Origin of the sequence: Ralstonia sp. 1138, assembly GCF_040544795.1 — a bacterium.
Taxonomy (GTDB): domain Bacteria; phylum Pseudomonadota; class Gammaproteobacteria; order Burkholderiales; family Burkholderiaceae; genus Ralstonia; species Ralstonia flatus.
Window position 1 is genome coordinate 47,765 of the sequence record NZ_JBEPKQ010000002.1, and the last position, 20,190, is coordinate 67,954.

A 20,190-nucleotide genomic window follows, 5' to 3' on the forward strand; every position below is an offset into this window, starting at 1 on the left:
GACACTAGCCTTTGTCCGGCCCGGGCGTGCTGCCCGGCGGTTCATGCATGTGCTCGATGACCTGCGCCACGCGGTCGCCCAGGTATTTGTTGGCGGCCGTCTCAAGCGCGCGCATCAGCTCGGCCTCAACCGCCACCAGCGCCAGCGGACGGATGCGCCAGATCACGTCGACCAGACGCGGCACGTCTTCGACCGGCGGCAGGTCGCTGCCGTATTTGTCGAGTTCGCGCACGACCATGGAGACAAGATCGTCGGCCACCGCCTGCGTATGCGGCCGGGCACGCTCGATGATGTCGAGCACTTCGATGAGCGGGAAACCGGCCTTTGCCATCTGCGCGCCGGCCAGCAGCGCTTTCGGGCTGCGCGCCAGATAGCCGAGGCCATCGGGTTCAAGCAGGCCCAGCGAGATGGCCCGCGCCAGCGCCTGACGCGACATGGCGCGGCCGAACAGCTTGGCAAGCGCGAGGAGCGAGTAATGCTTGGGCGACTCGTCCGACCACGGGCTGGCGATGGCCGATTCGAGCCCGAGGATGGAGCGCAGGTCATGGCCTTCGACGATGGCCTTGAGCAGCTCCTGGATGTTGGAGAGCGTGTAGCCGCGCCCGAGCAGGTGGTTGATGAGCTTGAGCCGCCCCAGATGCGCCTGCGTGTAGATGCCCACGCGACCGCGCCGCTCGGGCGGATCGATCAGGCCGCGGTCCTGATACGAGCGAACGTTGCGGACAGTGGTTTCAGCCGCGCGCGCGAGTTCGTCGATGGTGAACTCGCGGGCGGGCGGAGTGGCAGGCGGACCGGCGTCGCCGGTTGGTTTGCGGGCAGGCATGCAAAAAATTCTACACGAGCGCGGCGACAGACCGCGTCGGTGACCGGAACGTTTCCGGTGCGTTTCTCACGACGAGGAGACCGTCGATGTGGGACTTGATGATGCGTCATCGAAATAGCGCGCTGCGGGCTGCGGGCGCGCTGGCGGCGGCACTGCTGCTGCAGAGTTGCGCCACCGCGGGCGACGGGCACGGCGCCATCGAAGCCGACAAAGCCAAGCAGCTGGAAGATGCACGCGCGCAGGCGCGGGCGCCATTCCAGTCGGGCAATCTCGCCACGCGCGAGGTGCGGCCCGCCACGCTGCGCGATTCGGGCCAGCCCGATGCGATCTCGTATCTGCGTCATGTCGATTTTCGTTTCGATGGCGGCGTGGGCTTTCTGGTCGATCAGCTCGCGCTGCGCATGGTGCCGCGTGCACCGGGCGACCCGGTGTGGCTCGACGATGTGTCGTCGTACACGCTGCAGCCCGTGAGCGGTTCGGTGCGCGTCACGGCCGAGAGCATGGCCGCGCTGTTCAACACCGTGGTGTTTGCGCGCGGGCCGGGCCAAGATCCGCCGCTGCGCGGCTTCAGCTTCGCGCTCGACGACGGCACGCTCGACATGCGTGCCGAGATGCGCCGGCGCGGCGCGTGGGTGCCGATCGAGCTGCGCGGCCCGCTGGTACTGCGCGATCCGCAGACCATCGTGTTCCGCCCCAACGTGGTCAAGGTACGCGGGCAAGACGCCGGCGCGCTGATGGGCGCGGCGCATATCGAACTGGCCGATCTGCTGCCGGTATCGACGCCCGCCGTGCAATTGGCCGGCAGCGAAATCGTCATGCAGGTGCCCAAGCTGTTTCCGCCGCCCGCGCTGGATTTGAAGCTCTCCGCCATCCGCGTCACGCGCGACGGGCTCCTCATGCAGATCGGCGATGGCAACCCGCAGATGCCGCCGCTGGCCAATGCCGCCGACGCGCAGCGCCCATACATCCTCTTCCGCGGCGGCGACATCCGCTTCATGCGCTCGATGCCGATGAACGCGCGCATCGATATCGTCGTGGCCGACCCGGCCAAGCCTTTCGTCTTCAATCTGTACCGCTATCGCGATCAGCTCGTGGCGGGGTCGCTGCGCTTTTCGCCGGATGGCGGCATTCGCGTGCTGATGCCGTCGTTCGACACCCTCGCCACCGCCAAGGCCGCCAAGGCCACTGCGGTTGCCAAGACGAGCAAGCCTGCCCTGCAACTCGCCAAGAGGACCGCGCCATGATCGCCCCCGCCTTTGCTTTCGCCGCTGTGATGTTGCGCCTGGCGTTGGTGACGCTCGGCCTGACCGGCCTTCTGGCCAGCGCGCTCGCACGCGCCGCGGAGCCGCCAATGGCCAACGCCCAACGCAAGGAGTTGACCACGGTGCGCCAGCAATGGGCACAGCGCTGCGACCCGTCCTCGGGCGCGCCCAACGCCAGCGGCCCGGCCGCCGCGCGCGATTCCGGCACCGCACCGCCCGTCGTGCAGATGCGCGATGTGGATTTCCGCATCACCGGCGACATCGGTTTCCACGTGCATCAACTGACCGCGCAGCTCGTGGCGCACAAGCCGGGGCAGCCCGTCGACATGGACGACCCGGGCCAGTTCGACATCCGCATCCTCGGCGGCGAAGTGACGGTGCCCAAGGAGTCGCTCGACGCGCTGTTCAACCGGTATCTGCTCGACTATTCGCCGCGCTCGCTCAACGCGCTGTCGCTCACACCCGGCGACGGCGTGCTCGACGTGTCGGGCGGGCTCAAGCTGCGCAATCACTTTCCTGGCGTGTGGCTGCCGTTCGGCATGCGCGGCACGTTGGCGCTCAAGGAATCGCGTTACCTTGTCTACACGCCCACCGAGGCACGCGTGATGGGCATCCAGACCCTGGCGCTGCTCAAAGGGATGGGCCTGGAGCTGTCGCAGCTTGCGCCGCTCAACCGCCCCGGCGCCAAGCTCGACGGCAACGATATGGTGCTGGACCAACACACAGTGTTTCCGCCGCCGCGCCTGATCGGTCAGATGAAGACGGCGCGTGTCACGCCCGACGGGCTGGTGCTCGGCTTCGGCCCCGCGCCCGCCATGTGCGCGCCTGCGCCAACCGACGCCGCCAGCCGCATCTGGATCCAGTCCGGCGACCTGAAGATGTACAACGTGCTGGTGGCCAACAGCCGCATTCTCGTGACCGATACGTCAACGCGTGGGCCGCTGCGCTTCGATCTGTACCACTACCGCGAGGCCGCCGCGCGCGGCACCACGCGCATGGACGCGGACGGCACGCTGCGCGTCGACCTCGCGCCGGCGGCGGCCGTCCAGTGACGCCATCGTCAGCGCACTACTTTTGGCAGACGGCGCGCAGGATCGCCTCGCCCTCTGAGCGCGGCACGACGGCCTCCCAGCGGGGGCCGTCGATGGTCTTGGTGAGCACTGTGCCGTGCTGGCTATCCTGGATCAGCGCACTGACCGGCAGAATGCGCCCCTCCTTGCAGTCGTAGACGGACGTGCGCGTATCGTACTGATACGCCTTGCCGTCTGAGAGCTTGCGCGGCGCGTCATAGGCGTCGCGCGTCGTGGCGCGCACGGTGCCATCCGCGTTGCGCTCGATGGAGTCCTTGTCCAGATAGAGCGAGCCGCTGTTGTTGGCCAGCGGGGCCAGCTTGACCCAGTTGTCGGCCGCCATGGCCATCGAGCTGCCCATTGCCAGCGCAGCAGCCACCCAGCAGATCAGCGTCGTTCGTTCCGTTCGCATCACAACCTCCGTTTGCCTGATTGCACAGACGTATGTGCGGCGTGGCAGCACCACTGCATCGTTCTCCGCACATCAAGCTGGACGTAGCAAACGGCATGCCCCGGGGTGCGCCGCTGCCCCGGCAGACAACAAAAAAGCCCGCACGGGGCGGGCTTCTTCGGGGATGCGGGACGGCTTACTTGGCAGCGGCGGCCATGTAGTCGACGGCGGCTTTCACGTCGTCGTCGGACCCGGCATACGTACCCTTGGGCGGCATTGCGCCCTTGCCGTGCAGCGCGATGTCGTACATCTTGGCCTTGCCCTCGGCAATGCGCGGCGCCCAGGCGGCCTTGTCGCCAAACTTCGGCGCGCCGGCCACACCAGCGGCGTGGCACATCTGGCACGTCGAATCGTAAACCTTCTTGCCAACCTCGCCTGCAGCTGCTTGCGGTGCGGCAGGCGCGGCCGGTGCCGCCGCAGCAGGTGCCGGTGCAGCAGCGGCCGGAGCCTGTGCAGCCGCCGGGGCCGATGCTTCCGGTGCCGCTGCCTGAGCCGGTGCTGCGCCCGCGCCGGCCGGGGCGGCCGGTTCCTGCAGCTTGCCGCCCGCGGAGTTGGCCATGTAGACGATGGCGCGCTCGATTTCATAGTCGCTCACATCATCCGGGGACGTGCCGCCGCGTGCGGGCATGCCACCCTTGCCGGCCAGCGCCACCTTCGTCAGGCCATCCAGGCCCTGCGACAGGCGCGGGCCCCAGCTGGCCGCATCGCCAAACTTGGGCGCGCCAGCCACGCCTGCCGCGTGGCAGGTCGCGCAGACTTCCTTATAGAGCTGCTCGCCCGTCTTGTAGACGCGCGGTGCGTTGGGATCTTTCAGTTCGAGTTGCGCAACCGGCTTGATGCGATCGTTGACGGCCTCTTCCGACATGCCGGAGCCGCCCGCGCCTTCCTTGGCGCCCAGGCCAACGTAATTGGCCAGCAGGATGATGATGAGGATGGGAACGGCAAAGGCGGCGATCACCGCGATGATCAGCTGCTTGGGGGTCTTGATCAGAGGCTCGTGTTCGTCGTGTTGCGCGTCGCTCATGCTCAACTCTCAGGATGGTGGAACCGCTCTTGGAGCCCTCGGAGCGCCGCCGGCAAGGTCACGAGCATCGCCGGCAGAGCGTGGGGGCCGCATTGGATCGCGATGAGGGCAGGAAGACCATGGCGATTGAGTCGCCGCGTCGGCCCAGACAGACCTGTCCCCGTCTTTCTTCTGGCAAATAACGCGCGATTATATCCGCAATGCCTGGGCCTTTGACACGCGGGACAGCCCTAGGCGCCGCTTTTCGACCTGCGTCAAAAACCCAACGAAACGTTGCAGCAGCACGCCCCGTACCGGGCCGTTCACGGGCGGCCGATGGACGGTTTCGCCCAAATGCGCTATCCTGCGGGGCTTCTCTTTCGGTACGTTCTGTGCCGATATGCGCCCGTAGCTCAATGGATAGAGTACTGCCCTCCGAAGGCAGGGGTTGCTGGTTCGATCCCAGCCGGGCGCGCCACACATCAAAGATTCACCCAACCCTGCACGGCTTTCCCTGCCAGAACCGCGCTTCTGCCGCGACGTGGCGGTTTGCCTGTTTTCGAACCATTCCTGCTCCCTGCCATATCGATTTCTCGATCGCGCAGCGGGCACGCTGACAATCCCCCATCAGGAGTCGAACCGTGAGCCGTTACTGGAGCGATATCGTTCAGCAGCTGGTGCCTTACGTCCCCGGCGAGCAGCCGGCCATCGCGCGGCCCATCAAGCTGAATACGAACGAAAACCCATACCCGCCGTCGCCGCGCGTGGTAGCGGCCATCTCTGCGGAGCTGGGAGCGTCAGGCGACAGCCTGCGTCGCTATCCCGATCCGCTGTCGCGGCGGCTGCGCGAGACCGTCGCCGCGCAGGTCGGCCTCAAGCCCGAGCAGGTCTTTGCGGGCAACGGGTCGGACGAAGTCTTGGCGCACGTCTTCCACGCGCTGCTCAAGCACGACAAGCCGCTGCGCTTTCCCGACATTTCGTACAGCTTCTATCCGACCTACGCGCGGCTGTACGGCGTGCAGTGCGAAGTGGTGCCGCTGGCGGACGACTTCTCCATCCGCGCCGATGACTATCTTGGCGACGCGGGCGGCGTGCTGTTCCCGAACCCGAACGCGCCGACCGGCCACGCGCTGCCGCTGGCAGAAATCGAACGGATCGTCGCCGCGAATCCGTCGTCGGTGGTCGTGGTGGATGAGGCCTATGTCGATTTCGGGGCCGAGTCTGCCATTGCGCTCATCGACCGCTATCCGAATCTGCTCGTGGTGCACACGACGTCGAAGTCGCGCTCGCTGGCGGGCATGCGCGTGGGCTTTGCGTTCGGGCACGCGGCGCTCATCGAAGCGCTCAACCGCGTGAAGGACAGCTTCAATTCGTACCCGCTGGATCGGCTCGCGCAGGCCGCGGCGCAAGCGGCTTACGAAGACGATGCGTACTTCCGCGCCACGTGCGCACGCGTGATGGCGAGCCGCACGCGGTTGACGCAATCGCTGCAGTCCCTCGGGTTCGAAGTCGTGCCGTCGATGGCGAACTTCGTCTTCGCGCGGCATCCGGCCTACGATGCGGCCACACTGGCGGCGCGCCTGAAAGAGCAGGCCATCTTCGTGCGCCATTTCAAGCTCGCACGCATTGACCAGCACCTGCGCATTACCGTGGGCACCGACGATGAATGCGACGCATTCTTAAATGCGCTGCGGGGACTGCTGAAATAAGTACGTGGGCGTCTGCGGCAAATTGCCACCGGGGTCCGCCCGCCGTTCGGTGGACAGCGCCCCACGCCGGTGGCTGCAGGCCCCGACCACACGGTGCATGCGCGGCAGGGCGCGATGTGGATGGAGGGCCGCGAAAGTCAGCGATTACTGCGCGCAGGTATGGGGAACATTGACCGTACGCAGATGCCGGCGGCCAATTGCTGTGCCAGAATGCACGAGCGGGTAAACGGCGCGCCGACGCCGTCCGCTGTCCCCTAGGGCGAGCCTGAGCACTGCGCGGGCGGCACGGGACGCCACACAACACACTCCCACAAAAGGAATCAGCATGTCCAATCGTCGTCAATTCCTGAAGAGCATCCCCATCGTGGCCGCCGCGGGCGCCGTCATGTCGATGTCGGACCTGGCACTGGCTGCACCGATGGTGGCGGAAAGCGACCCGCAAGCCAAGGCGCTGGGCTACGTGGCTGACACCACCAAGGCCGACAAGGCAAAGTTCCAGAAGCACACGCCGGATCAGCACTGCGGCAACTGCGCCCTGTACCAAGGCGGTGCGGCTGCGCAAGGCGGTTGTCCGCTGTTCGCCGGCAAGGACGTCGCCAACAAGGGCTGGTGCAGCGCCTGGGCCAAAAAAGCCTGAGCGAAGCGGTATCGCACCCATGAAAAAACGGACTCTGCGGGGTCCGTTTTTTCATGGGCACTCGCTCTACAATGCGTGCCATGCCGTTCACATTCACGCCCACCGTCCTCGTCATCGACGACGAACCGCACATCCGACGCTTCGTGCGCGCCGCACTGGAGGAGGAAGGCTGCGAAGTCCATGAAGCCGACCGCGTCGAGCGTGGCCTGATCGAAGCGGGCACACGTCAGCCGGACGCGGTGATCCTCGATCTGGGGCTGCCCGATGGCGATGGCATGCAGCTGATTCGCGAGCTGCGCACCTGGACGGAAGTGCCGGTGCTCGTGCTTTCGGCGCGCGTGGATGAGCGCGACAAGATCGAGGCGCTCGATGCGGGGGCGGATGATTACCTGACCAAACCCTTCGGCGTGGGCGAGCTGGTTGCGCGCCTGCGCGTGCTGCTGCGGCGGCACGCCAAGCGCGGCGAAGATGGCGGCAGCGTCATCCGCTTCGCCGAGGTGGAAGTGGACCTGGCGCGCCGCCTGGTGAGCCGCAACGGCGAGGCGGTGCATCTCACCCCGATCGAATACCGGCTGCTGGCGGTGCTGCTCGGCCGACGCGGCACCGTGATGACGCACCGCGAGCTGCTGCGCGAAGTCTGGGGCCCCGCGCATTCCGACAGCAGCCACTATCTGCGCATCTACATGGGCCATCTGCGCCACAAGCTGGAGCGCGACCCCGCGCGGCCCGAACACCTGCTGACCGAAGTCGGCGTCGGGTACCGCTTCACCGCATAAGCCGGTTCAATGCTCCTTGATGCCGGCGGCGCGCACGATGCGGCCGTTGCTGTCGTATTCGGCGCGAATGGCCGCGGCAAACTGCTCGGCTGTGCCGCCCGCCGGCACCACGGCGGCCTGCGTGAGGCGCTCGCGCAGATCGGGCGCGGCCAGCGCCTTGTTGATCTCGGCGTTCAATCGGGCAATCACGGGGGCTGGCGTCTTGGCGGGCGCGAACACGCCGAAGGTCGAGGCCATGTTCGCCTTGGCGTAACCGAGTTCGGTGAAGGTCGGCACATTCGGCAGCGCGTCGAGCCGGTGCGGCGCACCCACCGCCAACGGGCGCAGCTTGCCGCTGGTGATGTGTTGCATCAAGGTCGGACCGACGTTGGTCGACATGACTTCCACCTGGCCGCCCAGCGCATCCGTCAATTGCTGGCCGCCGCCCTTGTACGGGATGAGCGTGATATCCACGCGCGCCTGCGACTTGATCTGCTCCAGCGCGAGATGCCCCACCGTACCGAGGCCCGATGTCGACCAGCGGATCGAACCCGGCTTGGTGCGGGACTGGCTCAGCATGTCGGCAAAGCTCTTGCCGGTGAACGACGGCGTGCCCAGCAGGATCATCGGTGCGTACATGACGTTGGCCACGGGCGCGATGTCTTTCTGCGGGTCATACGGCAGTTTGCCGAAATGCGGGTTGAGCGTGAGGGGGCTGACCGACGAGAAGCCCAGCGTGTAGCCATCGGGCGCCGACTTGGCTACGGCGTCCATGCCGATGCTGCCGCCGGCACCGGCGCGGTTTTCCACCACCACCGGCTGGCCCAGTTGCGCCGACAGCTTTTCACCCAGCGCACGCGCCACGTTGTCGGAAATGCCACCAGTCGGATACGCGACGATGATGCGGATCGGCTTGGCCGGATAGTCCTGCGCCTGGGCAGGCACGGTGGCCAGCAGCGGCAGGCCGGCGCACAGCAGCACGGCAGAAGCAATCAGACGACGGCGGGCGGTACGTGCGGAAGTCATGGCGCAATGTCAGGGGGGAGAAACGGAAAGGAACATTGTAGGCCGATGCCCAGGCAAGCTCGCCCTGGCGACGTACAAAAACAGCAGGCAAAAGAAAAGGCGCCCGAAGGCGCCTTTTCCATTCCCAATCGCGTGACAGTGTCGATTAGAAGATGTGGCGGATACCCACGCCAACGCTCGTCTGGTTCGACTTGCCAACGCCGGTTGCGTTGCCGCCACCCGACAGTTCCGGCAGAGCTGCGTCCTTGACCTTGTTGTAGTCGACCGTGCCGTACACTTGCGTGCGCTTGGACAGGGCGTACTCGGCCAGCAGCACGCCGGTGTAGCGCTTGCCGTCGTTGCCGGCGGTCAGAGCGGCGTTCTTGATGCTGTCGTAGTAGAACGCGCCGGTCAGAGCCAGGGCCGGGGTGATGTTGTACGTCACGCCCAGGATGCCGACGTGGTCACGACGCTTCGTGGCGCCCGGGGTCAGGCCAGCGCCCGAGGTGGCGTTGCCGTAGATATTCAGGCCGAAGGCGCTGCCGCCGACGCAGTTAGCCGAGCTGTTCACGCAACCCGTGGCGTCGCTGCTGTCGATGTAGCCTGCGAACAGCTTGGCTGCAGCGATGGTGTAGTTACCACCGATACCCCAAACGGTTTGCTTGTTGCCAGCAACGTCCTTGTGCTGCTGTGCGAATGCGCCGATGTAGGCCGGGCCGAATTCATAGGCCACCGTGCCGCCAACGTACGAGTTCTGGCTAGCAGCGCCAGCCACTTCGCCAAAGCCGTAGGCCAGGCCGACCGACAGGCCGTTCCACTTGCCTTCGTACTTCAGCATGTTCGATTCACGCAGACCGGTCAGGCCGTAGTACATCCACGAGTTGCCGTCGTAGTTACCCACGCCCAGCGGGTCGAAGTTGCCGCCCGTCGTGAAGCCGAAGTTGTATTGACGGCCCAGGGTGATGGTGCCCAGGTCCTTGTTCGACAGACCCACGAACGATTGACGGTTGAACAGCGTACCGGTGCTGCTCATGCGGCCCGAGTCGGAGTTGAAGCCGCTTTCCAGCACGAACAGTGCCTTGTTGCCGCCACCCAGGTCTTCCGAGCCCTTCAGGCCCCAGCGGCTGTTCGACACAGCACCGCTTTCCATCTGGGTCACGCTGTTGCCAGCTTGGTTGGCGTTGTTGATGTAGTGAATGCTGGTATCGACAATACCGTACAGCGTCACGCTCGATTGGGCGTAGGCAGAACCTGCGAACAGGGCGCCAACTGCAACCAGAATGGCAGACTTTTTCATGTGGGCTCGTAATAAAAGAGTTGTCTCAAACCGCCCGACCCCGTGTGCATGAGGTTGGGCTCCTCCGTTTCCTTAACTTCCGTGTCGGAAGTGCCGCGCAAATTTAACAAAAGCCCATATGCGCGGCAAAGCAATTCACGGAATCGTTCTACCAAGTGTGGTAAGCGCGCATCGCTCTTAATGCACTGCACCAAATCGGCCTATGGCAAGGCTTGCCGGCTCGTGACGCCCTGCTGTGGTGCATCAACGCCGAGCGCCGGCTTTCACCCCATCTCTTGATTAGACAAAAAGGTTGGGGGATTGCAGGACGCGTTACGCCATTGGCGCGCTTTTCAGCGCCGTTCACGCTGACTTGCATCATTTCGGCGCCGACAACGAACCGTTCGTCGCACCACCGTGGATACGGTATGTCCCCTGACCTAGGCTGTAGACCGTGGCAGGACATCAAATGACCACGCTTAAAAACAGCACCGAAAATCAGTTGAAGAAGGAGTTCGCCATGCGACTCAAGCAGATGGGATTGGCCGCCATGCTGGCGGTCGGGGCCCTCGCGGCGGGCAGCGCTTGGGCGCAGGCCAGCCGCGTGGAAGTGTTCGGGCAGGATGCACGCGCCGAACGGTTCGACGTCTACAGCGACGGTGCCCGCACCGGACGCTTCGACACGTATACAGAAGGCGCGCGCGCAGGCCGCTTCGATCCGTATTCGGAAGGCATGCGCAGCGACCCGGCCGGCCGCGCCCGCGAGGGCGGCGGTACGGTCTACGGGTATCCGGTTCCGAATTGATGCGCTGAACGGCATTCACCGCGTTCGTCACGCAGCCGTTACGCATTGGTCAGTTACGGGCCGGTCTCCAGGCATCCTCCGTTTTCCGCCTCTTGGCCCACTCGGGCCCCGCCGGTGATGCGCCAGCGGGGCTTTTTCATGCGCGCTCAGATGAGCTTGTCGAGCGTGATCGGCAATTCGCGCACGCGCCGGCCCGTGGCGTGATAGACGGCGTTGGCGATGGCCGCCGGCACGCCCGTGATGCCGATCTCGCCGATGCCCTTGGCGCCCAGCGGGTTGACGTACGCGTCCGCCTCGTCGAGTACGAGGATGTCGATGTCGGGCACATCGGCGTTGACGGGCACGTGGTACTCCGCGAGGTTGTTGTTCACGATGCGGCCGTAGCGGGTGTCGAGCAGGCTCTCTTCGAACAGCGCCATGCCCATCCCCCACACGATGCCGCCCATCAGCTGACTGCGCCCCGTCTTGGCATTGAGCAACCGCCCCACGCCGTAGCTGCCGACGATGCGCGGGACGCGGACCACGCCCAGGTCGGCATCGACATGCACTTCGACAAACACCGCGCCGAACGAGTGCATTGAGAACTTCTGCTTCTCCTCGCCCGGCTGCACCTTGGCCGTCACCTCGATGGGGCGGCCATGGCGGGCAACCACGGCAGCCACCGGTTCCCGCGCACCGCTGCGTGCGGTGAGGACACCATCGGCCACCGTGATGTCGCCAGCGGCCAGCCCATGCAGCGGCGAACTGGCATCGGCAATGGCCGCGGCAATCAATGCATCGCGCGCCTGCTGGCCGGCGGCCTGCACGGCGGGCGAGACGCTGGCCACGCTCTGCGAGCCGCCCGACACCGGCGCTTCCGGCATGCGCGTATCGCCCAGGCTGAAGTGCACGCGGTCGACGGGCATGCCCATGGCATCGGCCGCCACCTGCGTCATCACCGTGTAGGTGCCGGTGCCCAGATCCTGCGAGCCCGATTCCACCTGCGCCGTACCGTCCGGCAGATAGCGCGCCGTGGCAGCGGCCGCGCTGCGATTGGCCGGGTACGTGGCCGTGGCCATGCCCCAGCCGACGCGTGTGTTGCCCTCACGCATGCTGCCCGGCTGCGGGTTGCGGCGCGCCCAGCCGAAGCGTTGGGCGCCCGCCCGGTAGCAGGCAGCCAGGGATTTGCTCGACCACGGGATGCGTTTTTCCGGGTCTTGCGCGGCATCGTTGCGCAGGCGCAGCTCCACGGGGTCGATGCCGAGCGCGTAGGCCATCTCGTCCAGCGCGACTTCCAGTGCAAACGTGCCGGTGGCTTCGCCAGGTGCGCGCTGGAAGGTGGGCGTACCGACGTTCAGACGCGCCAGCCGATGCGTCGTCCGCTGGTTCGGGGTGTCGTAAAGCATGCGCGTGACGATGGCGCAGGGCTCGGTCCAGTCCTCGATCATCGACGTGGTGGTCAGCGAGTCATGCGAGATGGCGGTGAAGCGGCCATCGCTGGCGGCGCCCAGGGCGATGCGCTGCTCGGTGCGCGGGCGGCCGCCCACCGGGCCGAACATCTGCGGCCGCTCCAGGACGAGCTTGACGGGCCGCCCCACCTGCCGCGCAGCCATCGCCGCCAGCACCACGTGCGACCACACCGAGCCCTTGCAGCCGAACCCGCCGCCCACGAACGGGCACACCACACGGAGCTTGTCCGGCGACAAGCCAAGCGTCTTGGCAACGGTGCGGCGCACGCCCGAGACGTACTGCGTGCTGTCGTACAGCGTGAGCGAATCGCCCTCCCACACGGCGATGGTCGCGTGCGGCTCCATGGGGTTGTGCGTTTCCATGGGCGTACCGTAGACGGCCTCGATGCGTTGCGCCGCCTGCGCCATGCCCGCAGCCATGTCGCCGCGGGCGGTGTCGGCCGATTGCCCTTGCACCTTGCCGGGCGAGTGCGCATCGGCGCGGGCCGTTTCGAAGTCGAGCCGCGCCGGCTGCTGGGCAACCTCCACGCGCACCATGCGCGCGGCGGCCTGCGCGTGTTCCAGCGTGTCGCCCACGACCAGCGCGACGGGCTGGCCGTTGTAGTGCACCTGATCATCCTGGAGTAACGAGAGCACGCGCCCAGCCGGCGGCTCGAGCGCAGGCTTGCCGCCGTTTGGCAGGCGCGGTGCGTTCTCGTGCGTCATCACCAGCAGCACGCCGGGCATGGCCTGCGCGACATGGGTATCGACCCGCGTGATGCGACCGGCCGGCACGGTGCTCTGCACCAGCACCGCATGCACCAGGCGCGGCACCTGGAACTCTGCTGAGTAGCGCGCCTGGCCCGTGACTTTGAGCAGACCGTCGGTGCGGTCCAGCGGTTGGCCGACGTTGCTCATGCCACACCTCCTGTCGGCTTGGCGGGATTGGCGAGATTGCCCGCGATGGCGAGCGCCCGGGCCACCGCCCGCTGTGCAAGCGGTACCTTGAAGCCGTTGTCGCGCAGCGGCTGGGCGCCCTGCACGGCCAGCGCGCCCGCCTGGGCAAACAACTGCGCATCCACCGCCTGGCCCGCCAGCATCTGCTCGGCCGCATGCGCACGCCACGGCTTGTGTGCGACACCGCCGAGCACAATGCGCGCCTCGCGGATCGTCCGCCCATCCGGCTGCAAAGCCAGCGCCGCAGCCACCGACACCAGCGCAAACGCATAACTCGCGCGGTCGCGCACCTTCAGGTAATGCACGTGCGAGCCGAACACGGGCGGCGGCAGATCGATGGCGACGATCAACTCGCCAGGCCGGAGCGTCGTGTCGATTTCGGGATGCGCTTCCGGCAACCGATGAAACGCTTCGATCGGGATACGCCGCTCGCCATGCGTGCCGTGCACCACCACCGTCGCGTCCAGCGCGGCCAGCGCGACGGCCATGTCGGATGGATGCGTCGCCACGCAGGCCTCGCTCGCACCGAGGATGGCGTGCATGCGGTTGAAGCCCTCGCGCGCGGCGCAGCCGGAGCCGGGCTGCCGCTTGTTGCACGCCGGGTACGCCGTGTCGTAGAAGTAATGGCAGCGCGTGCGCTGCATCAGGTTGCCGCCGTTGGTGGCCATGTTGCGCAGTTGGCCCGACGCGCCCGACACAATCGCCTCAGTCAGGAGCGGATAGCGCGAGCGCACCAGCGGATGCGCCGCCGTATCGGCATTGCGTGCCATCGCACCAAGTCTGAGGCTACCGTCGGGCAACGCGCGGATCTGCGCCAGCGGCAGACGGCTGACATCCACCAGCCGCTGCGGCTGCTCGACGCCGCCCTTCATCAGGTCCAGCAGGTTCGTGCCCCCGCCGATATAGCGTGCGCCCGGCTCCTGGGCCAAGCGCACGGCAGCCTCGACGGAAGACGCGCGGTCATAGGCAATCGATTGCATGGCGGCTCCTTAAACCGTGCTGCCGGACTTGGCAGCCACCACGCGGATCGCCGCCACGATGTTGGGGTACGCACCGCAGCGGCAGAGGTTGCCGCTCATGCGTTCGCGGATTTCGTCTTCGGTCAGCGCAACCGGGCCGTCTGCGCCGAGTGCCTCGGGCGACGTGACGGTGCTCGGCATGCCGCGCCGCGCCTCTTCCAATACCGCCACCGCCGAGCAGATCTGCCCCGGCGTGCAATAGCCGCACTGAAACGCGTCGTGCTCCAAAAACGCGGCCTGCACGGGATGCAGCGCCGCACGGTCGACCACCCCGTCGTGCGCGTGCGCCAGGCCCTCGATGGTGGTGATGGCCTCGCCTTCGTGCATGATCGCCAGCGTCAGGCAACTGTTGATGCGCCGGCCGTTCACGAGGACGGTGCATGCGCCGCACTGGCCGCGGTCACAGCCTTTCTTGGTGCCGGTCAGCCCCAGCACCTCGCGCAGCGCATCGAGCAAGGTGACACGCGGCTCCAGCGACAACGCATACGGCTTGCCATTGATATTGAGCGAGACCGGCCGCGCCGGCGCCAACGCCGCGGAGCGGGCCGCGCCCTGCGCCGGAGGGCGTGCGCCGGCGGCTTCATGCGGCAGCGCCAACGCCGACGCCGCGGCCGCCGCGCTCTGCAAAAAACCACGCCGGCTGGGGCGGGCGGGTGATCCATCCGATTCGCGGGAGGGATCGTTTGGGGCTGCGGAGGGATGTTCGGACATGACGCGCGCTCCACCGGCCGGGCGGCCGTCGCTGGGGACATGCGTCAGGGGAAAGCAAGCGGAATACCCGGCACCCGGGCGGTGGGAAGCCGCAGGACAGCGGCTTCGCGCAGGAAATGTGCTGCGGCGCGTGTAAGGCTTACGCGCCGCGTTGCAGTGCAGTTACTTGGTAACGCCGACGCGATCGCGCGATACGTCCATGACCATGCGCGTCAGCAGGTAAAGGCGCGGCACGATCGAGTTCAGGTCGACGTATTCGGCGTCGTTCGAGTGCGCGCCAAAGCTCGCCAGGCCGAAACGCTCGATCACGGGCGCCTTGGTCTTCGAGGCGGCAAACGCGGCATCGGTACCGCCGCCTTCGGCCTTGTCGTCAATCTCCAGCGTCTTGCCCAGTTCGCCGTAGATCTTCTGGGCGTGCTCGGCCAGCGCGCGCGAGGCCGGCGTCGCTTCCAGCGGTGGGCGGCGACGTTCGAACTTGGCCGTGACCTGCGTATCCGGAATCAGCTTGTTCTTGATGCGTTCGTTGACGGTGTCTTCCAGCTTGTCGGCGTCGGCCGCGCGCAGCAGGCGCACATCGGCCTGGGCGCTCGCCACGGCCGGGATCACGTTGCGGTTGGTACCGGCCTGCGCCACCGTCCAGTTCACCTTCAGGCCCGTTTCGGGCTTGGACAGATCGCGCATCTGCAGCACCTGGTGCGCCAGTTCGTACAGCGCGTTGCGGCCCTGCTCCGGCGCGCCGCCCGCGTGCGAAGCCTTGCCCTTCACATCCAGCAGGATCGCGCCGATGCCGCTGGTCGCCAGCGACAGCTTGTCCGACGTCACGCGCGTGCCCTCGCACGAGAACACGGCGTCCTGCTCGGCGCCCAGCTTGGCCTGCATGGCCCGCGCACCCGGCGAGCTGATCTCTTCATCGCCGTTGATCAGCACCGTGAGCGTGCCGTATTGCTTGAAGTTGACCGCCTGCAGGATCGACACCGTGTGCAGGATGACCGCCACGCCATTCTTGTCGTCGGCAATGCCCAGCCCATAGGCGCGGTCGCCGTCGATGCGGAATGGCTGCTGCGCGAGCATGCCCTTCAGGTAGACGGTGTCCATGTGCGCGATCAGCATGATGTTGCGCTTGCCCTCGCCCTTGAAGCGCGCGAGCACCATCTTGCCGATCTTCTCGGGCGTGTCGGCCATGCGGTAGGCCTGGTCGCTCGGGTCGATGAGCTTGACGTCGCCGCCCATGCCGCGCAGGCGCTCGGCGATCACGCCGGCAATCTTGTCCAGGCCCTCGATGTCCTTGCTGCCCGATTCGATCGAGACCAATGTCTTCATGGTGTCGATCAGCGCGGGTTTTTCCTGCTGGGCGCGCTTGTAGATTTCAGCCGGCGGCACGGCGGCGGCCTGGCCTGCAGCCAGCGCCCCCACCAATGCGACAACGGCCAGCACTGCAGGGCGCACGCCCTTGGGCAACAACGGGGCTCTCATGGATGTTTCCTCACCTGTTCTTAGTTATGGTCTGCAACAAATCCGCGATTTTCTCACGCCCGCCTGAGGATTGCCCGAGGGCCATCCCCCCTTCGGCTAGGCGCATGACACCGCGCAAAGGAATACTGATAGAGATGCGCAAAACGAAAGCGCTGGGCTGACACTCTCGCTACAATTGCTGCCATGCAATACATCCATGTCGTCAACGGCGATGTTGCCGGCGCCACGCTCAAGCAGGCGCTCGCACAGGCTGGCCGCCCCGATTCCGTAGTCGTACTGCGCGACGATCTCGCCGTCGGGCCGCTGGTCGACGTCGACAGTGTCGCCATGGCGCGCTCCGGCTTTTGGCAGCGCGTGGCGCCCAACAGCAACATCGACTTCGCCGCCGAGATGCGCGACGCACTGGCGTCGCTCGCCGACCTGCGCGATGCCACCACGGAAGTCGCCATCTGGCACGGCCAAAGCGCGTCGGACCAGCTCATGCTGCGCCGGGTGGCGTTCCATCTGCACCAATCGCCCCAGCGCATCAATGAAGTCGGCATGGATGTGCGCGAACTTGAGGCCCCCAACGGTCAAGGCCCGCTGACGACCATCGGCATGTATTCGGGCGCCCGGCTGGCGCGGCGGTTTTCGACCATCGCGCCGGTGTCGGTGTTGCGCATCGGCCGCCTGGCCTACGAATGGCAGCAGACCGTGCGCGAGAACGCCGACACGCGGCTGTGGAAGGGCAACACGCTGGTGCCGGTGTCGTACGGCACCGTCGATGAAGTGATCCTGGAGCACGTTCCGACCGACTGGGCTAGCGCACGCGACGTGGTGGGCAGCATCATGGGCGCCATCGACGGACTGCTCGCGAGCGACTGGTTTGTCTTCTGGCGCTGCCGCGAACTGGTCGGCAACGGGCAACTGCTGCTGCGCGGCGAGGCCGATTCGCTCAGCACCTGCGAGCTGCGGCGCAATGTGAGCGTGGCCGTCTAGACGCTACACAGCCCTGCCCGTCTGCCCCGAGGAGCGCCCAAAGCGCTCCTTTTTTGTTGGGTCGCGGCGCTTGCGCTTAAAACCCATTCGCCATCGAAGCGGCTCAGCCGTCGCGCCGGATGCCGGCGCGCGCCGGGCAATCGATCGGGGTTTCCGCATCGCCGCCATCAACTTCGTTGGCAAGATCGCCATCGGGCTGGGCGTCTTCCACGTCGCTATGGACATCCCCCTCGCCCCACGGCATGCCGGATTCGCGCAGGCGTTTGCGCTGCATGCGGTCGCGCTGGAACATTTCGGCCAGCTCGTCACGCCCTTGCTGTGCAAGCGACACGAGCTTCTTCTGATCGCGATAAACCGGGTAGACCTGCTCCATTGAATTGAGCGTGTGGCGGCGGAACGTCTGAGCGATGCGGTGCGCCTCGTACGGCTCCTTGCCCAGGCCTTCCAGCACGTGGCGGCTTAGCATGAGCGAGCCTTCGAACATTTCACGCTCGATCACCTCTACGCCTCGGTCGCGCAGCTGGTAGACGTGCGACACGTTGCGCGCCCGCACGTACAGCTTCAGGTGCGGAAAGCGCTCGCGCACACGGTCGACCACTTCCAGGTTGGTTTCCATGTCGTCGATGGCGACGACCATCATGCTGGCCTTGTCGGCGCCGGCGGTTTCCAGCAGGTCCATGCGCGTCGCGTCGCCGTAGAAGACCTTGAAGCCGAAGCGGCGCAGCATGTCGATCTGGTCCGGGTCGTGGTCGAGCACGGTGGCGCTATAGCCCTGGCTGTAGAGCATGCGGCCGACAATCTGCCCGAAACGCCCGAAGCCCGCGATGATGACCTGGTTGTCCTGCGGCTCGATGGCGTCGGGCGCGCGCTTCTTGCCGTCCATCATGCGCGGCACCAGCACCTTGTCGTGCAGCAGGAGCAGCAACGGCGTGGCGGCCATCGACAGCGCCACCACGAGGTTGAGGGCGGCGGCCGTCTCGTCGCCCAGCACGTTGCCGGCCACGCCGGGGCCGAACACCACAAACGCGAACTCACCGCCCTGTGAGAGCAGGAAGGCAAACAGCCACGCCTGTCCGCGCGCAATGCCAAAGCGCGTGGCCAACAGACGCAGCGCGCCGATCTTCACGGCGAGGAACACCGCAACCAGGCCGATCACGGCCCACGGCTGGCGCATCAGCACACCGAAGTCGATCGACATGCCCACGGCCAGGAAGAACAGGCCGAGCAGCAGCCCCTTGAACGGCTCGATGTCGGTTTCGAGCGCGTGACGGTATTCCGAATCAGCCAGCAGCACGCCGGCAATAAAGGCACCCAGCGCCATCGACAGGCCGACGCTGTGCATCAGCAGTGCAATCCCCACCACCAGCAGCAGCGAGAACGAAGTGAACATCTCGCGCATGTTGGTGCGAGCAATCGCGCGCAGCACGGGCCGCAGCAACGTGCGCCCGCCAAAGATCACGGCCGCCACCACGCCCACCGCCTTGGCCGCCGCTACCCAGCTATGGCCGCCGGAAGCATCGCCGGCGTCCGTCGCCAACAGGGGCAGCAGCGCAATCATCGGGATCGCCGCGATGTCCTGGAACAGCAGAATGCCGAAGCTGGCCGTGCCCGCCGGCGTGCGCATCAGGTTGCGCTCGGTCAGCGTCGCCAGCGCGATGGCCGTCGACGACAGCGCCAGCCCCAGGCCGGCCACCACCGCCGCACGCCACGGGTGGCCGACCGCCATGACCGCCAGCCCCACGGCCAGCGCGCACACCACGAGCTGCAGCCCACCATATCCGAAGATGCTGCGCCGGAGCGACCACAGCCGCGCCGGCTCCAGCTCCAGGCCAATGACAAACATCATGAGCACGACGCCGAATTCGGAGAAATCCAGAATCGATTGCACATTCGTGATGAGCCGCAGGCCCCATGGCCCGACGATGACCCCGGCCAGCAGATACCCGAGCACCGATCCCAGCCCCAGGCGACGCGCGAGCGGCACCGCCGCCACCGCGGCAGCCAGGTAGATGACGAAATTAACGAGCAGATCGTGCGATTGCATGGGCAGGGAAGAGATCGGGAAACGTCAGGCGTCGGCGTCGGCCGGGAGCCAGGGTTGCAGCGCGGCGCGGACCTGCGCGATATGGGCATCGATGGTCTCGGCGGATGCATCGTCCGCGTCGTGCAGCACATGCGGCGGCTGCCATTGCATGCCGCACAGCGCTGCCGTCTGCTGCAGCGGCAGCAGGAACATGTCGAACGTGTGGCCGTGAATGCCGTCGGCGTTATAGGAATGTGCGCGGCCGCCCGTGGTGGCCAGCACCATCAGATGCTTGCCGCGCAGCGCTGTGCCGCCCGGCCCGTAGGCCCAGCCCATCTCGAGCACCACGTCGATCCACTCCTTGAGCAGCGACGGCGTGGCGTACCACTGCACCGGAAACTGGAAGACGATCAGCTCCGCCGCCTCCACCGCCTCCTGTTCGACGCGCACGTCGATGTCGAAATCGGGGTAATGCCAGTAGAGATCATGCATGGCCACGCCGGGCAGACTGGCCAGCGCACGCGCCAACGGCTTGTTGGCGCGTGAACGGCGCGGCGCAGGATGCGCGTAGATCACAAGAATGGGCGAGGACGTCATGGAAAATCAGGAGGCTGGGGCGGCTTGATGGCGCATCTTCGCACGGCTATTGTTGAGCGGCGTTACGGGCGGGACGGCGGCTGGCACGGTGCCGCCACGGAGATGGCACCTGGCAAAGCGCTGCTTTGCGCGCTTTTTTGCGCGACGCAGCATCGACGTTGTCAGAACGCCACAACCCCGAGAGCTGCGCCCGGCTGCGCTAAATCAAT

Annotated in this window: 18 protein-coding genes and 1 tRNA gene; 8 read left to right on the top strand and 11 right to left on the bottom strand. The window is 66.5% G+C overall.

Annotated features, from left to right (window positions below):
- Positions 1–4: 4 nt before the first annotated feature.
- A complete protein-coding gene (locus ABIC76_RS07810) occupies positions 5–823 on the bottom strand; it encodes a MerR family transcriptional regulator (RefSeq protein WP_354533595.1) in 819 nt (272 codons plus the stop codon).
- 86 nt (positions 824–909) lie between these two features.
- Between ABIC76_RS07810 and ABIC76_RS07815 the strand changes: the two genes are divergently transcribed.
- Complete coding sequence (locus tag ABIC76_RS07815; RefSeq protein WP_354533596.1) at positions 910–2,067, top strand: hypothetical protein; 1,158 nt, start codon at positions 910–912, stop codon at positions 2,065–2,067.
- Positions 2,064–3,137 (top strand): DUF2993 domain-containing protein, encoded by a 1,074-nt coding sequence (locus tag ABIC76_RS07820; RefSeq protein ID WP_354533597.1) that lies wholly within the window; start codon positions 2,064–2,066, stop codon positions 3,135–3,137. The genes ABIC76_RS07815 and ABIC76_RS07820 overlap by 4 nt, the downstream gene beginning before the upstream one ends.
- Before the next feature lie 16 nt (positions 3,138–3,153).
- On the opposite strand, the gene ABIC76_RS07825 is transcribed toward ABIC76_RS07820, so the two are convergent.
- Together ABIC76_RS07825 and ABIC76_RS07830 are read right to left on the bottom strand one after the other, a co-directional pair.
- Positions 3,154–3,567, bottom strand: a complete 414-nt coding sequence (locus ABIC76_RS07825; RefSeq protein ID WP_102063949.1) for a surface-adhesin E family protein — start codon at positions 3,565–3,567, stop codon at positions 3,154–3,156.
- Between the two features lie 175 nt (positions 3,568–3,742).
- A complete protein-coding gene (locus ABIC76_RS07830) occupies positions 3,743–4,630 on the bottom strand; it encodes a c-type cytochrome (RefSeq protein ID WP_102063948.1) in 888 nt (295 codons plus the stop codon).
- Between the two features lie 381 nt (positions 4,631–5,011).
- Between ABIC76_RS07830 and ABIC76_RS07835 the strand changes: the two genes are divergently transcribed.
- The 4 genes from ABIC76_RS07835 to kdpE all read left to right on the top strand — a co-directional run bounded on the left by ABIC76_RS07835 (position 5,012) and on the right by kdpE (position 7,731).
- Positions 5,012–5,087: transfer RNA gene (locus ABIC76_RS07835), tRNA-Arg, on the top strand.
- A 163-nt stretch (positions 5,088–5,250) separates the two neighbouring features.
- Positions 5,251–6,318: a histidinol-phosphate transaminase gene (gene hisC, locus ABIC76_RS07840; protein ID WP_354533598.1), complete on the top strand. Its 1,068-nt coding sequence runs from the start codon at positions 5,251–5,253 to the stop codon at positions 6,316–6,318.
- A gap of 325 nt (positions 6,319–6,643) precedes the next feature.
- Positions 6,644–6,955: a high-potential iron-sulfur protein gene (locus ABIC76_RS07845; RefSeq protein ID WP_354533599.1), complete on the top strand. Its 312-nt coding sequence runs from the start codon at positions 6,644–6,646 to the stop codon at positions 6,953–6,955.
- Between the two features lie 71 nt (positions 6,956–7,026).
- Positions 7,027–7,731, top strand: a complete 705-nt coding sequence (gene kdpE / locus ABIC76_RS07850) for a two-component system response regulator KdpE (protein ID WP_102063946.1) — start codon at positions 7,027–7,029, stop codon at positions 7,729–7,731.
- A gap of 6 nt (positions 7,732–7,737) precedes the next feature.
- Here the strand turns inward: kdpE and ABIC76_RS07855 are convergent, their stop codons facing one another.
- Entirely contained in the window at positions 7,738–8,736 is a 999-nt protein-coding gene (locus tag ABIC76_RS07855) for a Bug family tripartite tricarboxylate transporter substrate binding protein (protein ID WP_354533600.1), read from the bottom strand.
- A 145-nt stretch (positions 8,737–8,881) separates the two neighbouring features.
- Positions 8,882–10,012 carry a porin gene (locus tag ABIC76_RS07860; RefSeq protein WP_027680420.1) on the bottom strand — a complete coding sequence of 377 codons (1,131 nt, stop codon included), beginning with the start codon at positions 10,010–10,012 and terminating at the stop codon, positions 8,882–8,884.
- A gap of 499 nt (positions 10,013–10,511) precedes the next feature.
- On the opposite strand from ABIC76_RS07860, the gene ABIC76_RS07865 reads away from it, so the two are divergent.
- Entirely contained in the window at positions 10,512–10,796 is a 285-nt protein-coding gene (locus tag ABIC76_RS07865; protein ID WP_027680419.1) for a hypothetical protein, read from the top strand.
- Between the two features lie 146 nt (positions 10,797–10,942).
- Here the strand turns inward: ABIC76_RS07865 and ABIC76_RS07870 are convergent, their stop codons facing one another.
- The 4 genes from ABIC76_RS07870 to ABIC76_RS07885 form a co-directional block, all read right to left on the bottom strand.
- Entirely contained in the window at positions 10,943–13,141 is a 2,199-nt protein-coding gene (locus tag ABIC76_RS07870; protein WP_354533601.1) for a xanthine dehydrogenase family protein molybdopterin-binding subunit, read from the bottom strand.
- Positions 13,138–14,160 (bottom strand): FAD binding domain-containing protein, encoded by a 1,023-nt coding sequence (locus tag ABIC76_RS07875; protein ID WP_354533602.1) that lies wholly within the window; start codon positions 14,158–14,160, stop codon positions 13,138–13,140. The genes ABIC76_RS07870 and ABIC76_RS07875 overlap by 4 nt, the downstream gene beginning before the upstream one ends.
- 9 nt (positions 14,161–14,169) lie before the next feature.
- A complete protein-coding gene (locus tag ABIC76_RS07880) occupies positions 14,170–14,910 on the bottom strand; it encodes a 2Fe-2S iron-sulfur cluster-binding protein (protein WP_354533603.1) in 741 nt (246 codons plus the stop codon).
- A gap of 162 nt (positions 14,911–15,072) precedes the next feature.
- Positions 15,073–16,383, bottom strand: coding sequence for a M20/M25/M40 family metallo-hydrolase (locus ABIC76_RS07885; RefSeq protein ID WP_102063941.1), 1,311 nt, complete (start codon positions 16,381–16,383; stop codon positions 15,073–15,075).
- Between the two features lie 183 nt (positions 16,384–16,566).
- On the opposite strand from ABIC76_RS07885, the gene ABIC76_RS07890 reads away from it, so the two are divergent.
- Positions 16,567–17,361 carry a DUF1835 domain-containing protein gene (locus tag ABIC76_RS07890; RefSeq protein ID WP_009239689.1) on the top strand — a complete coding sequence of 265 codons (795 nt, stop codon included), beginning with the start codon at positions 16,567–16,569 and terminating at the stop codon, positions 17,359–17,361.
- Between the two features lie 103 nt (positions 17,362–17,464).
- Here the strand turns inward: ABIC76_RS07890 and kefC are convergent, their stop codons facing one another.
- Positions 17,465–19,405, bottom strand: a complete 1,941-nt coding sequence (gene kefC / locus ABIC76_RS07895; RefSeq protein ID WP_354533604.1) for a glutathione-regulated potassium-efflux system protein KefC — start codon at positions 19,403–19,405, stop codon at positions 17,465–17,467.
- 24 nt (positions 19,406–19,429) lie between these two features.
- A complete protein-coding gene (kefF, locus tag ABIC76_RS07900) occupies positions 19,430–19,981 on the bottom strand; it encodes a glutathione-regulated potassium-efflux system oxidoreductase KefF (protein WP_354533605.1) in 552 nt (183 codons plus the stop codon).
- Between the last annotated feature and the right edge of the window lie 209 nt (positions 19,982–20,190).